Genomic DNA, 13,649 nt, shown 5'->3' with positions numbered 1-13,649 from the left:
CGGCAGCCCGCCCTACTGTCGATCATGTTGCGGAATGGTGCGGGAAGGACGGATGTGGACATGAGCGACCCCCTGGCGGAGTTCGCCGCCGTCTATGTCACGCTCTACACGACCCACATGATCGTGGATCACTGGATCCAGACCGACCACCAGGCGTGCACCAAGATCAAGCCCGGCTGGGCCGGACGGCTGGCCAACACCACCCACGTCCTCACCCACGTCGTGCTCGCCCTGGCCGGCCTGATGGTGCTGGTCTGGCAGCTCGGCGCGGTCTTCGCCCCCGCCGACGTCGCGATCGGCCTGGCCGTCACGGGGGTCACCCACTGGATCGCCGACCGCCGCTGGCCGATCCAGTGGCTCGCCGCCAGGACCGGCCGCGGCAGGTTCGCCGCGCTCGGCGTGCCGCGTCCCGGCCATGACGACAACCCGTCCATCGGGACGGGGGCGTATGTTCTTGACCAGACCTGGCATCTCGCCTGGCTGTTCGTCTCGGCACTGATCATCGTCTAGGGGGCGTCATGATCCTCAGGTACGCGGCCTTCACCGCCGACCCGTCAGGGGGCAACCCGGCCGGGGTCGTCCTCGACGCGGCGGGCCACACCGACGCGGAGATGCTGGCCATCGCGGCCGAGGTCGGCTACTCCGAGACGGCGTTCCTGTTCCCCGAGGGGGACGACCGCTACACGATCCGCTACTTCAGCCCGCTGGCCGAGGTCGCCTTCTGCGGCCACGCCACCATCGCGACGTCGGTGGCCATCGGCGAACGCACCGGATCGGGCACCATCCACCTCACGACCAAGGCCGGCCCCGTCGACGTCGACGTGGTCGCCGAACCCAACGGCCCGGTCACCGCCACCCTCACCTCGCCGCCCGCGACCACCCGCCCGGCCGACCCCGCCGACGTCGAAGCGGCCCTGCGCGCCCTCGGCTACAGCGCCGCCGACCTCGACCCGGCCTTCCCGGTGCACGTCGCCAACGCCGGCATGAACCACCTGGTGATGGGCCTGGCCTCCCGGGAACTGCTGGCCGCCCTCGACTACGACTTCGAGGCCCTCGGCGCACTGATGGCGGCCCGCGACTGGATCACCGTGAACCTCTTCTGGGCCGAGTCGCCGACCGTCTTCCACGCCCGCAACCCGTTCCCGCCGGGGGGTGTGGTGGAAGACCCGGCCACGGGCGCCGCCGCCGCGGCCTTCACGGGCTACCTGCGCGACCTGGCCTTGATCAAGGAAGACGACGTCGTCACCATCCACCAGGGCGCCGACATGGGCCGCCCGAGCCTGCTGACCGCCGCCCCGCTGACAGACGACCAGCGAATCAGGGTCAGCGGCCGAGCCGTGCGCTTCACGGAGACCTGATCGGCTAGTTGGTGACGTCCCAGAAGGCGATCTCGTGTTCCATGCCCCGTAGGAACAGCTCCCGGGCCCGGCCCGGATGGACGTCGGCCTCGTCGATCATCTTGGCGATGCGTTCGGTGAGGGCCTGGAAGCCCGGGTCGGCGTAGGTCTCCACCCACGCCCGGTAGCGCGGCGCGGCCGTCTCGGCGAGGGCCTGGCCGAGGGTCGAATAGCCCCACATGCACGGATAGAGCGCCGCCAGCCCCTCTCCGTAATGGGCGGCGCTGTCGAGCAGGAACTCGGTGTAGGCGGCGCAGGCCTTGCCCTTGGTGGCCGTGTTGAGGTCGGCTCCGTAGCGGGCCGACATCGACCGGTGGAGCGCGAGTTCGTCGTGGAAGGTCGAGTAGGCCAGGTCGACCAGGTCGCCCAGGTGGGCGTCGGGGGCCTGCCAGGCGAGCCGGGAGAAGACCCGGACGTAGTCGAGCAGGAACAGGTAGTCCTGTTCCAGCCAGGCCCGGAAGGTGGCCTCGGGCAGACTGCCGTCGGCGATCCCCCGGACGGTCGGATGGGCCAGCTGCCGCTCCACGAGGGGACGGCCGAGGTTGTGAAGTTCGGTGGAAAGCGACACGCTCCCATTTTTACCCGCCACGTCCGACGTTTCCCCCGGGCGCTATGGTGTGGACGTCGTGTGCGCCCCGGGAGGACCCATGCCCGCTGGCCCGTTGGAGCCGGGTGACCCGCCCGTCCTGGGCGCCTTCGAGCTTGTCGGGCGTCTCGGCGAGGGCGGCCAGGGCATCGTGTACGAAGCCCGCTCCTCCACGGGCGAGCGTGTGGCCGTGAAACTGCTGCGCGGCGGGGCCGATCCCGCCATCCGGCGGCGGCTGGCGCGCGAGCTGGAGTCGGCGCGGCGGGTGGCGCCCTTCTGCACCGCCCGGGTCCTGCACGCCGAACTGGACGTGGCCGCGCCCTTCGTGGTGAGCGAGTTCATCGACGGGCCGTCCCTGCACGACCGGGTGCGCGACCGGGGGCCGCTGCGCGAGGGCGAGCTCGAACGGCTGGCCGTGAACACCGCCGCCGCCCTGGCGGCCATCCACGGCGCCGGGGTGGTGCACCGCGACTTCAAACCGGCCAACGTGCTGCTCGGGCCCGACGGCCCGCGGGTGGTCGACTTCGGCATCGCCCAGCTCGCCGACGCCGCCACATTGCCGACCTCCATCTCCGGCACGCCGCCCTACATGGCCCCCGAGCAGCTGGGCGGCGTCCACGGATCGGCCGCCGCCGACGTGTTCTCGTGGGCGGCGACCATGGTCTACGCCGCGACCGGCGAGCCGCCCTTCGGCAACGACACCGTCGCGGCCGTCTTCAGCCGCATCCTCAACACCGCTCCTCGTCTCGACGGCGTGCCGTCGCCCTTACGCGAGACGCTGGCCCGCTGCCTGGCCAAAGACCCGGAGGCCCGGCCCACGGCCCACGAGTTGTGGGTGATGCTGATCGGCGTGGGGCCGCAGACGGCCGTGCTGACGGAGAAGCGGCGGCGCAGCGGCCCGAGCCTGGCCGCCGCCGCGGGCATCGGGTTCGCCGTCGCGGTGACCATCGGGATCCTGTGGACCGCCCTCAACGACGACCCGGGCACCCGCGCTCAGACGGAGCCCGGCCCGACGTCCCAGACCCGGACCGCCGGGGAGGGCGTCCCCGCCTCCTTCGCCGGAACCTGGAGCGGCGACGTCCTGCGGGACGGGGGCGCCGACCGCGCCTCGGTCACGCTCGTCCTCGAAGGCGGCGCCCAGAACGGCACCTGGCGGCGCGACGACTGCGAGCAGGACGTCCGGCTCCGGACGACCCGCAGGAACGGCGAGATCCTGGAGATGTCCGTCGTGCAGCTCGGCCAGTGTGTGGGCGGCGACATCACCCTCACGCTGACCGAGCCGGGCACGCTGAATTTCGAGGGCCAGGAGGGCGGCGGCTCCGCCCTCTACGAGGGCACGCTGACCAAGGGTTAGGCCCGCGCGATCTGGAAGGTGTACCCGCCGGTCTTGGCCGCCCCCGACCTGACCACCAGCGCGTAGGCCCCGTCGCCGTTGGCGAGCGGGATGGGCGCCTCGTAGCCGCAGAGCGGGATCGGCTGGCGTGCGGTCGCGACGCTCTTCTCGGCCGCGTCGACGAGTTCCAGCTCGATGGCCTGGCAGGCGCCGTTGCCGCCGATGAGCTTGATGGCCGTCGCGCCGTCGGAGTCGAACTCGTAGCGGTCGATCCGGCCGGGCACGTCGAGCTGGCCGTTGACGTTCAGGCCGATCGTGGTGGGGATGTCGCGGACCTTCACCGTGGCCACGCGGAAGCTGTAGGGGCCGACGACGTTCGTCTGGCCGTACACCTCAAGACGGTGTGCTCCGGTCTTGGTCAGCTTCACGACGGTGGAGCCCCACGCGAGGGCGAACCCCGACGGGCTGATCGGCTGGCCGTCGACCTCGGAGACGACCTGGAACTCGATGCCGTCGCCGGACATGTCGGTCACGTAGAACTCGCGGGCGTCGCCCAGGTCGAGCGGGTAGACGTCCCGCTGCCCGGCCCGGGTGAGCTCGGCGGAGATCTCGGCGCCGTCGGCGACGACGTCCGAGGACGACTCGGCGGACTCCTCGGCGGGTTCGGCGGCTTGGGTGGGTTCGGCGGCGTCCGGGGTCGCGGTGCTGACGACGGTGGTGGCCGGCTGTTCGCCGGAGACGGCGGCGCAACCGGTCAGGGCGAGGAGGGCGAGGGCGAGGGGGAGAGCGGCCTTCATGTCACCAATGGTGCGCACTCCGGCTTGCAGTCGGCTTTCCGGCCGCTCAACCCCCGATCAGTCCATGAGCATGTCCATGGTGATCGGCAGCGCCCTGATCCGCTTCCCGGTCGCGTGGAAGATCCCGTTGGCGATGGCGGGCGCCACGCCGACCAGCCCGATCTCGCCGATGCCCTTCACCCCGATCGGGTTGAACGCGTCGGGTTCCCCCACGAACTCGATGTGGACGTCGGGGATGTCGGCGTTCACCGGGATCAGGTAGTCGCCGAAGGTCGCGTTCGCGATGCGGCCGGTGTCCTTGTCGGTCACCGTCTCCTCGAACAGCGCCATCCCGACGCCGCCGACGGTCCCGCCGAGGATCTGGCTGCGGGCCAGCTTCTCGTTGAGGATCCGGCCGCCGTCGTTGACCGTGACGATCCGGGCGACCCTGATCCGCCCGAGGTCCTCGTCGACGCGCACCTCCACGAACCGGGCGCCGCGTGCCCCGGCCGGGGTCATCCCGAGCTGCTCGGGTGAGTTCGGCGTCGAGCTGCCGTCGGCCGACAACTCGGTCAGGCCGTGGACGGCCAGGATGCGGGCCAGCGACTCCCCGCGCGTCGGCTCGCCCTTGCGGAACAGGCGGCCCTCCGACACCTCGACGTCCTCGAACGGCACGTTGGCCAGCGGCGAGAACGGGTCGGTCCCGGCCAGGTCGACGAACTTCTGGATCAGCCGCCCGCAGGCGTCGTGCACGGCGCTGCCGAGCGCCGCCGTGAGCCCCGAGCCGCCGGCGGCGGTGCCCACCGGCATCGAGGAGTCGCCGAGCTGCATCTCGACCTGGTCGACCTCCAGCCCGAGCAGCCCGGCCGCGAGCTGCGCCATGATCGTGTACGTCCCGGTCCCGATGTCGGTGACCGCGCTGCGGACGTAGGCCGAGCCGTCGCCCTTGACGATCACCCTGGCCGAACACGGCTGCTGGTACCAGAAGAAGCTCACCCCGGCCACGCCGTAGCCGACCAGCTCGTGCCCGTCGCGCATCGACCGGATCTCCGGGTTCCGCTCCGACCAGCCGAACCGCCGCGCGCCCACCTCCAGGCACTGCCGCAGCGCGTTGCTCGACCACGGCCGCCCGGTCTTCGGGTCGACCTCGGCGTAGTTCAGCAGGCGTATCTCCAGCGGGTCGAGCCCGACCTCCCACGCCAGTTCGTCGATGGCCGACTCCAGCGCAAAGTTGCCCTGGGCGTCGCCGGGGGCGCGCATGAAGTTCGTCCACGGGATGTTGAGCCGGACCTGCTGGTCGCGGGTGGTGACGTTGGGGCTGGCGTAGGACCAGGTGGAGACCGAGGAGCAGGGCTCGTACTCGTCGCCGTCGAGCGGGAGCGTGGTGAGGCTCTCGTGCTCGATCGCGGTCAGCCGGCCGTCGCGGGTGGCGCCCAGCCTGATCCAGTTGATGCTGGCGGTGCGGTGACCGAGGCCGGTGAACATCTCGGGCCGGGTCAGCTCCAGCTTCACCGGGCGGCCGACGTGCCGGGCGGCCATCACCGCGAGCGGGATGTGGGACCAGCAGCGCAGCCCGGCGCCGAACCCGCCGCCGACGAACGGCGTCAGCACCCGCACGGCGTCTCGCGGGACGCCGAACATCGCGGCCACCACCTGCTGGATCATGTTGGGCCACTGGTTGGAGTCGTGCAGGGTCAGGGTGTCGCCGTCCCACGACGCGACGGTGGTGAACAGCCCCAGCGGGTTGTTGGTGTTCTCCGAGGTCGTGTACGTCTGGTCGATCATCACCGGGGCCCGGTTGAGCGCCGTCCTGACGTCGCCCCAGGCGGTGTCCTCCCCCCACGGGTCCTTGATGCGCTCGGCCCTGGGGTCGTGCGGGTCGAGGAGGGCCTCGTGGCGGTCGTACTCGACCTCGATGCGGCGCGCGGCGGCGGTGGCGTTCTGCTGGGTGTCGGCGACGACGACGGCGATGTACTGGCCGTAGAAGCGGATCACGTCGTCCTGCAGCGGGGGCTGCGGGTTCTTGATGAACGTCGCCGGCGCCTCGCCCAGGTGGTCGGCGTTCTCGTGGGTGATCACTTCGAGCACGCCGGGCGACTTCTCGGCCGCCGTCGTGTCCATGCGCCTGATCCGCCCCGAGGGGATGGTCGAGCGCACCACGGCGGCGTAGGCCATGCCGGGCAGGTTGAAGTCGTTGGGGTATCTGGCCTGGCCGGTCACCTTGAGAGGGCCGTCGACGCGGTTGACGCCCGCCCCCAGGATGCGCGGCTGCTGGATCGTCGTCACGAGGTCACCTCCGTGAGGGCGCGGATCAGGGTCCGCTTGGCCAGTTCGACCTTGAACGCGGTGCCCGGCACGACGAACGGGTCGCGGATCGTGCCGTCGGCCGCGCTCCGGAAGGTGTCGGGGGTGGCGGGGGCCTCGCGCAGCACCTCTTCGGCCTCGAAGCCGCGCCACGGGATGGTCCCGATCCCGCCCATGGCGACCCGCGCCTCCTTGATCACCGCACCGTCCATGATCACCGCGACGGCGGCGGAGGTGAGCGCGAACTCGTACGAGGCCCGGTCGCGGATCTTCAGGTAGATCGACCGGGTCCCCGGCGGCGGCAGCGGGATGTCGATGGCGGTGATCAGCTCGCCGTGGCGCAGCACGTTCTCCCGGTCCGGCGTCTCCCCGGGCATCAGGTAGAACTGCGTCAGCGGGACGAGCCGCTCGCCCTCCTCGCTCTGGATGTGCACCACCGCGTCGAGCGCCACCAGCGGCACCGCCAGGTCGGAGGCGTGCAGAGCGATGCAGGCGGGGCTCGCCCCGAGGATCGCGTGCATGCGCGCCACGCTGTTGACCGCCTCGCAGCCCGACCCGGGCTCCCGCTTGTTGCACGCGGGCACGGCCGGGTCGCGGAAGTAGCGGCAGCGGGTGCGCTGGAGCAGGTTGCCGCCGATGGTCGCCATGTTGCGCAACTGCGCCGACGCCCCCCGCAGCAGCGCCTCCACGACGAAGGGCGCCCGCTCCACGAGGGTGCGGTCGGCCGCCAGCTCCTCCATGGTGGTCAGCGCCCCCACCTGCAGCATCGTGCCGTTCCTGCGCACCCCCCGCAGCGGCAGCCGGGTGATGTCGACCAGCAGGTCGGGATGGAACACGCCGTCCTTCATCAGGTCGACCTCGGTCGTGCCGCCCGCCAGGAAGTCGGCCTCCGGATCATGGGAGACCGCCCTGATCGCCTCGGCGACCGTGGCCGGCCGCTCATAGCGGAACTCACGCATTCCGGGCCACCTCCCGGACGGCCGCGACGATGTTGGAGTAGGCCCCGCAGCGGCACAGGTTGCCGCTCATGTACTCGCGGATGTCGGCATCCGTACCGGCCCTGTTCTCCCCCAGCAGCGCGACGGCCGACATGATCTGCCCCGACGTGCAGTAGCCGCACTGGAAGGCGTCATGCCGGACGAACGCGTCCTGCATCGGATGGGACTCCAGGCCCTCGATCGTGGTGATCTCCCGGCCGTCGCACTGCGCCGCCAGCGTGAGACACGCCAGGATGCGCCGCCCGTCGGAGAGGACCGTGCAGGCGCCACAGGCGCCCTGGTCACAGCCCTTCTTGGTGCCGGTGAGATCGAGCCTGTCGCGGAGGGCGTCGAGAAGAGTGACCCTGGGGTCGGCCAGGTCCAGCGGATATTCCGTGCCGTTGACGGTCAGCGTGGTCATGAGGTCCCCCTTTGTAGCGACGCTAACCATCGAGGTGGGGACCGTCACAAGTGTGTACGGACGAGGATCAACGCGCCCATGGGGGAGATCTGACCTGCTCCTGGCACGCTCGTGTCAGGACTGCGGGAAGTCGGTGCTGTGGGCCAGTTCGCGTCCGGCCTCGATGTCCGCCTGGAGCGCCCGCACCTTGCCGGTGGCGTAGGAGTAGGCGTCGGACCCCAGGAGCCGGCGGAGCGGTCCGTCGCCCGACGCCACGATCGAGATGATCGCGGCGGCGCCCTTCACCGGGTCGCCGAGCTGGCTGCCCTGGAGGTTCAGGTGGTCGTCGGTCATCTGGCGGATGGCCTCGTACCCCTCCGTCGTCGAGGTCGGCAGGGCCAGCGAGTCGGTGGTCAGGAAGCTGGTGCGGAAGTAGCCCGGCTCCACGAGGGTGACCTTGACGCCGAACTCCGCGACCTCGGCCGCGAGCGCCTCGCTCATACCTTCCAGCGCGAACTTGCCCGCGCAGTACAGACCCCAGCCCGGGACGGAGACCAGGCCCAGCACGGACGAGACGTTCACGACGTGGCCGCTCTTCTGCGTCCGGAAGATCGGCAGCACGGCCCGCAGGACGTTCCAGACCCCGAAGACCTGGACGTCGAACATCCGCCTGGCGTCGGCGTCAGTGGTGTCCTCGACCGAGGCGAGGAAGCCGTAACCGGCGTTGTTGACCACCACGTCCAGGCGCGAGAAGCGCTCGGTGGTGCGGCGGACCGCGTCGGCGACCGCGGCCTCGTCCGCGAGGTCGACCTCCAGAGCCAGCAGCCGGGAGGTGTCCACCCCGGCCAGGGCCTCGGTGAGGCGCTCGGTGGAACGGGTGGTCGCGGTGACGTTGTGACCGGCTTCGAGCAGCTGGCGCACGAGCTCCAGGCCGAGCCCGCGAGACGTGCCGGTGACGAACCAGGTCGCAGTGGTGGTCATGTGAATCTCTCCTTCATGCGGTGGGACGTGACTCCAGTCTTCGCCGCGGGAGGGCTCGATCCGGCGCCATATCCGGCCCCCTGCGTCCTGGGACGCCGCGTCCTAGGTACGGCCGATCCAGGCTCGCCCAGGACGTTTTTTGGCAGGATGAGGCCATGGCGGCCGAGAACAGGGAGCTCGCGGATTTCCTCCGGCGGGCCCGCAGCAGAGTCGACCCGTCCCGCGCAGGCCTCCCGGCCGATGACCGCATCCGCCGGGTCCCGGGCCTGCGCCGCGAGGAGGTCGCGCTGCTGGCGGGGGTGTCCACCGACTACTACACGCGGCTGGAGCAGGGACGGCGCATCACCCCGTCGGCAGGGGTCCTCGACGCGATCGCCCGCGCGCTCGGCCTTGACGCGGCCGGCCGCGAACATCTCGGCCACCTGATCGGACCGGCCACCGGGACCCGCCGCCGCGTCCCGACCGTGCAGAGGGTGCGCCCCGGCCTGCACCAGTTCCTCGACTCCCTCGAAGGCACCCCCGCGCTGATCCTCGGCCGCAGGACCGACGTCCTGGCCACCAACCGCATGGCCAGAGCCCTGATCAGCGACTTCGACGCCCTCCGTCCCCGCGAGCGCAACTACGCCCGGTGGATGTTCCTCACCGACCAGGCCCGCGACCTGTTCCTCGACTGGGACGTGCAGGCCCGCGCGGCCGTGGAGAGCCTGCGTCTGGACGTCGGGCACGACCCTGGGGACCGGGCCGCCGAGGAGCTGGTGGCCGAGCTTTCCGAGCGCAGTCCCGAGTTCCGGCGGTGGTGGGAGGAGCACGGGGTCTATCAGCGGACCTTCGGGTCCAAACGCCTGCGGCACCCTGTCGTGGGAGAGCTCACGGTGGAGTACGAGACGCTCACGATGCCGGGCGACCCGGACCAGACCCTGTTCGTCTACACCACGGAGGCGGGAACGGCTTCACACGAGGCCATGCGGCTTCTGACCAGCTGGGCACTGTCCGGCGACCGGATCTGAGCAATCAGCCCTGTTGGGTTTCCCGAGTCGAACGATCTCAAGGCCGCGGCCCATCGGCGGAACGGTGGATCAGCGCTCCGGCAGTGGGGCGGCGCGGTCGCCGATGATGTCGAGGGCGAGGAGGGTGAGGTTGGCGGCGAGGGCGGCGCCGACGATCGCGGTCGTTACGCTGGGGAGGCCGTTCGCGGCGGAGGACCCCAGCCAGGCTCCGGCGAGCGCCGCGGCCGGTGCGGCGGCCAGGCCCCGGTGCCGTTGCCGGGAGGTCCGGTCGCGGCGGGTCCAGGCGCAGTAGGCGCCGTAGCCGATGGCGGCGCCGACGGGCGGTACGGTGACGAGCGGGTCGCCGAGGTAGGCCGCCGGCCAGAGGATCGACACGGCCAGCACGGCCAGGGACCAGCCGCCGAGGCCGAGGATCACCGGGGTCAGCACACGCAGCCAGGTGCCGGTTCTGGGCCCGAAGCCACCGTGGCGGCGCACCCGGCGGGCCATCCCGGCGAGCAGGGCGGCGGCGGCCAGCGTGAGTCCGGTCAGCGAACCTACGAGGATCTTGGCGATGTTCGGCAGGCTGAGCGTGCCGACCCGGAAGTCGACCGTGTGGGTGGTGTATCCGGAAGTGTCGGCCTTGCCGTGGTCGAAGAAGGTGGTCAGCAGCCGCCGGTTGGCCTCAGGCTGGTAGCGCCAGAAGTCGGTGGTGTGCCCCAGTTCGGCCAGGATCACCTGGTAGCCGTTGCGCAGTGCGGGCAGCAGTTCCCTGGTGGCCAGTTCGGCGGGTGTGGTGAAGTCGACGGTGCCACTGATCAGGAGCGTTTCGACGTCGGTCGGGCGGACCTCCTGGTATTCACGGTTGTCGGGGCTGGACGGCCACGCCCTGGTGAGCCCACCGCCGGCCCACAGCAGATCCGCGCCCGCGTTGCCGAGGATCGAGCCCTGGTCGCCCCCCGCGGCGTAGTAGCGGTCGACCGGCGCGGCGTCGATCATGGTGGTCGCGGCGGACTCTCCCCAGATGAAAGACGTCGGGATGGTCAGATCGGCGAGCAGGGAGATGGCCCAGAGCCCGCTTGGATCGCCTTCGGCGGCGGCCAGCCAGGCGTCGAGTATCGAGGGCGCGTTGAGCGGTGCGGCGAATCGGGTGGAGTTGACCATGCCGATCAGCGTCGCGGCGCGGACGTTGCCGCTTTTGACGGCCAGGGGCCCCCACCTGCCGGGCAGGTGGGCGGCGGTCGCCTCCATGGAGGCGGCGAGGTCTTCGGTGCGCGCCGCGCATGCCTGGTCCTGGGCGCACAGCCGCGCGTATCGGGCGAACTGGTCGTCCGTGATGGTGGGGTCCCAGAGGAAGTGGCCGGGCGGGTTCACGCCGATCATCACCGACCGGTGGATGGACTTCGGATGGCGCCAGGCGTAGATCATGGCGGTGCGGGTCCCGACGCTCTGGCTGATCAGGTTGATCCGCTGGTAGCCCAGTGCGCGGCGGACGGCCTCCAGGTCCTCCACGCGCTGCGGCAGCGAGTATCCGTCGAGGTCGGCGCCGCCCTCGGTCAGGCGCCGGGCACAGTCGGCGTGGGCCTCGGAGGTGCGGCGGGTCGTGTCGGATCCGGAGAGGTCGGCGGAGTGCCGCATCGCCGTGGTCACCTCAGGACAGTCGAGGACGAAGGAACCGTCGATGCCGCGGTAGCCGACCAGGACGATGTCGTGCCGGTCAGAGAGGCGAGCGGCTTCCTTGAAGGTCATGTTCGTCTGGCCGGGCCCGCCCGCGAGACGGAAGATCGGCTCGGCCGGGTCAGGCCCGGTGGCCCGGATGCGGTTCACCGGCAGCGTGATCGGCCGAGAGCCGGGAACGTCGTGGTTCTCCGGCACGGTCAGGGTGCCGCAGTCCGCTGGGAGCGCTCCGGATTCAGTCTCGTACGTGCAGGGGTTCAGGATCAGTGTGCCGACCTTGGCCGTGGGGGAGGCCGCCGGTGTCGTCGTATCTCGGACGCCCAGGTAGCCGAGGGCAAGGGTGGCGAGGGTCATGGTCGCCAGCGCGATGATTCTGGCGGGCGTCGATCCGGAGGTGTTCATGCCGACCTCTCCTGGGTGTCAGGAGCGAGTCTGGTGCGAATGGGTCGGCGGCTCGCTGACGCCAGCCGGTGTATCGGAGGTAGGGGCAGCACTACCCTGCCGCCTTCGTAGCGGCTCAGGCATCCACCTTGCGCAGCAGCGCATGGGTCAGCAGTGATCGGCGCCCATCTCGGCAACAGAAAAAGGCCCGACCCACGAAGTGGATCAGACCCTTTACCTGGTACTACACCGTCGGGGTGGCGGGATTTGAACCCACGACCTCTTCGTCCCGAACGAAGCGCGCTGCCAAGCTGCGCTACACCCCGGTGCTTTCTGCCTCGTTGAGTCTAGCGGACTTTCGCCGCGCTTGCGTCATCGCGCCACGCGCGGCACCAGAGTCAGCAACGTCGCCTCCGGCGGGCACGCGAACCGGGCGGGCGCGAAGGGAGACGTCCCGAGCCCAGCCGACACGTGGAGCCACGCCGCCTCGTGGTGGGACAAACCCTTCACCCGAGCCCGATCGATCCCGCAGTTGGTCACCAGGGCCCCGTAGAAGGGGATGCAGACCTGCCCCCCGTGCGTGTGCCCGGCCAGCAGCAGCTGATAGCCGTCGGCCGCGAACCGCGTCATGTTCCGGGGCTCGGGAGAGTGCATGACCCCAAGGCGCAGATCGGCGTCAGAGGGAGCGGGCCCCGCGATTCGGTCATAGCGATCAAGGTCGATGTGGGAGTCGTTGATCCCGCCGACCGCCACGTCGAGGTCGCCGACCTTCAGCCGGGCCGTCGTGTTGTTCATGTCGAGCCAGCCGGCCGACGTCATGGCCGTGCCGAGTTCCAGCCACGGCAGGTCGGGGATGTTCCGCTTCTTGCTGTCGGTCTTGGACGTCCGCCACAGGTAGCGGGCCGGGTTCTTGAAATGCGGCGAGTACATGTCGTTGGAGCCGTACACGAACAGGCCCGGGAGGTCGAGGAAGGGCTCGACGGCCCGCATGTACGCGGGGATCGCGTCCGGGTGGGAGATCGTGTCGCCGGTGTTGACCACCAGGTCGGGCTCCAGGCGCGACAGGGACCGCACCCAGTTGATCAGGCGCGTGCGGCCCGGGGTGAGGTGCAGGTCGGAGATCTGCAGGATCTTCACGGGGCGGCGGCCGGGGTCGAGAACCGGCACTTCGAAGCGCCGGAGTCTGAACCAGTTGCGTTCGACGATCGACGCGTAGCCCAGCCCGGCGAGCCCGAGACCGACCACTCCCAGAGGTACCGCTACGACTTTCCGCACATCCCAATCATGCCCGAACGCCGGGTGGGCCCGGGATAACCCGGAGAGATCCCCGGCTGGGACACGGCAAGATAGTGGGCCATGAGCGCTCTGAAAGACAGGCTGAAGGCCGACCTCACGACTTCGATGAAGGCTCGTGACGACATCCGGTTGCGGACGATCCGCATGGCGCTGGCCGCCATCAACGTCGAGGAGGTCGCGGGCAAGGCCGTCCGTGAGCTGAGCGACGACGAGATCGTCAAGGTTCTCACCCGGGAGGCCAAGAAGCGCCGCGAGGCGGCCGAGGCGTTCGCCGGGGCGGGGCGTGAGGAGCAGGCGAAGGCCGAGCTGGAGGAGCAGGCCGTGCTGGAGGAGTACCTTCCGGCCCAGCTCTCCGACGCCGAACTGGCCGCGCTCGTCGACGAGGCGATCGCCGAGACCGGGGCGGCGGGGCCGCAGGCCATGGGCCAGGTCATGAAGGTCGTCAACCCGAAGGTCGCGGGGCGGGCCGAGGGCGGCCGGGTCGCGGCGGCGGTGAAGGCGCGGCTGGCGGGCTGATCTTCCCGTACACGACGGCTGAGGGCTCTCCCCCGATCG

At 70.7% G+C, this 13,649-nt stretch carries 13 protein-coding genes and 1 tRNA gene; 5 read left to right on the top strand and 9 right to left on the bottom strand.

What is annotated here, in order from left to right; translation table 11 throughout:
• Window positions 1-60 precede the first annotated feature (60 nt).
• Both QSK34_RS21520 and QSK34_RS21515 read left to right on the top strand, forming a co-directional pair.
• Window positions 61-510 carry a DUF3307 domain-containing protein gene (locus tag QSK34_RS21520; protein ID WP_285586037.1) on the top strand — a complete coding sequence of 150 codons (450 nt, stop codon included), beginning with the start codon at window positions 61-63 and terminating at the stop codon, window positions 508-510.
• A gap of 8 nt (window positions 511-518) precedes the next feature.
• Window positions 519-1,358, top strand: a complete 840-nt coding sequence (locus QSK34_RS21515) for a PhzF family phenazine biosynthesis protein (RefSeq protein WP_285586036.1) — start codon at window positions 519-521, stop codon at window positions 1,356-1,358.
• A gap of 4 nt (window positions 1,359-1,362) precedes the next feature.
• Here QSK34_RS21515 and QSK34_RS21510 read toward each other — a convergent pair whose 3' ends face one another.
• Window positions 1,363-1,965: a TenA family protein gene (locus QSK34_RS21510; RefSeq protein ID WP_285586035.1), complete on the bottom strand. Its 603-nt coding sequence runs from the start codon at window positions 1,963-1,965 to the stop codon at window positions 1,363-1,365.
• A gap of 79 nt (window positions 1,966-2,044) precedes the next feature.
• Between QSK34_RS21510 and QSK34_RS21505 the strand changes: the two genes are divergently transcribed.
• Window positions 2,045-3,337 carry a serine/threonine-protein kinase gene (locus QSK34_RS21505; protein WP_285586034.1) on the top strand — a complete coding sequence of 431 codons (1,293 nt, stop codon included), beginning with the start codon at window positions 2,045-2,047 and terminating at the stop codon, window positions 3,335-3,337.
• On the opposite strand, the gene QSK34_RS21500 is transcribed toward QSK34_RS21505, so the two are convergent.
• The 5 genes from QSK34_RS21500 to QSK34_RS21480 form a co-directional block, all read right to left on the bottom strand.
• Entirely contained in the window at window positions 3,334-4,113 is a 780-nt protein-coding gene (locus QSK34_RS21500) for a hypothetical protein (RefSeq protein ID WP_285586033.1), read from the bottom strand. The two genes, QSK34_RS21505 and QSK34_RS21500, sit on opposite strands and share 4 nt — an antisense overlap.
• Before the next feature lie 57 nt (window positions 4,114-4,170).
• Complete coding sequence (locus QSK34_RS21495) at window positions 4,171-6,378, bottom strand: xanthine dehydrogenase family protein molybdopterin-binding subunit (protein ID WP_285586031.1); 2,208 nt, start codon at window positions 6,376-6,378, stop codon at window positions 4,171-4,173.
• Window positions 6,375-7,355 carry an FAD binding domain-containing protein gene (locus tag QSK34_RS21490; RefSeq protein ID WP_285586030.1) on the bottom strand — a complete coding sequence of 327 codons (981 nt, stop codon included), beginning with the start codon at window positions 7,353-7,355 and terminating at the stop codon, window positions 6,375-6,377. Before QSK34_RS21490 ends, QSK34_RS21495 begins: the two co-directional genes overlap by 4 nt.
• Window positions 7,348-7,794 carry a (2Fe-2S)-binding protein gene (locus tag QSK34_RS21485; RefSeq protein ID WP_161479765.1) on the bottom strand — a complete coding sequence of 149 codons (447 nt, stop codon included), beginning with the start codon at window positions 7,792-7,794 and terminating at the stop codon, window positions 7,348-7,350. Before QSK34_RS21485 ends, QSK34_RS21490 begins: the two co-directional genes overlap by 8 nt.
• A gap of 114 nt (window positions 7,795-7,908) precedes the next feature.
• A complete protein-coding gene (locus QSK34_RS21480) occupies window positions 7,909-8,754 on the bottom strand; it encodes an SDR family NAD(P)-dependent oxidoreductase (RefSeq protein WP_285586029.1) in 846 nt (281 codons plus the stop codon).
• A 155-nt stretch (window positions 8,755-8,909) separates the two neighbouring features.
• On the opposite strand from QSK34_RS21480, the gene QSK34_RS21475 reads away from it, so the two are divergent.
• A complete protein-coding gene (locus tag QSK34_RS21475) occupies window positions 8,910-9,761 on the top strand; it encodes a helix-turn-helix domain-containing protein (RefSeq protein ID WP_285586028.1) in 852 nt (283 codons plus the stop codon).
• A gap of 69 nt (window positions 9,762-9,830) precedes the next feature.
• On the opposite strand, the gene QSK34_RS21470 is transcribed toward QSK34_RS21475, so the two are convergent.
• The 3 genes from QSK34_RS21470 to QSK34_RS21460 all read right to left on the bottom strand — a co-directional run bounded on the left by QSK34_RS21470 (window position 9,831) and on the right by QSK34_RS21460 (window position 13,073).
• Window positions 9,831-11,819 (bottom strand): alpha/beta fold hydrolase, encoded by a 1,989-nt coding sequence (locus tag QSK34_RS21470; protein WP_285586027.1) that lies wholly within the window; start codon window positions 11,817-11,819, stop codon window positions 9,831-9,833.
• A 231-nt stretch (window positions 11,820-12,050) separates the two neighbouring features.
• Window positions 12,051-12,124 (bottom strand) — tRNA-Pro (locus QSK34_RS21465).
• Window positions 12,125-12,170: 46 nt separating this feature from the next.
• Window positions 12,171-13,073 (bottom strand): metallophosphoesterase, encoded by a 903-nt coding sequence (locus QSK34_RS21460; RefSeq protein ID WP_285586026.1) that lies wholly within the window; start codon window positions 13,071-13,073, stop codon window positions 12,171-12,173.
• Window positions 13,074-13,154: 81 nt separating this feature from the next.
• Here QSK34_RS21460 and QSK34_RS21455 point away from each other — a divergent pair, with 81 nt between their 5' ends.
• Window positions 13,155-13,610, top strand: coding sequence for a GatB/YqeY domain-containing protein (locus tag QSK34_RS21455; RefSeq protein ID WP_030456254.1), 456 nt, complete (start codon window positions 13,155-13,157; stop codon window positions 13,608-13,610).
• Window positions 13,611-13,649: the final 39 nt, after the last annotated feature.

It is taken from the genome of Herbidospora sp. NBRC 101105 (genome assembly GCF_030269205.1).
GTDB lineage: Bacteria > Actinomycetota > Actinomycetes > Streptosporangiales > Streptosporangiaceae > Herbidospora > Herbidospora solisilvae.
The sequence above is the reverse complement of the archived record's forward strand: the minus strand, read 5'-3'. Positions and strand labels throughout refer to the sequence as shown.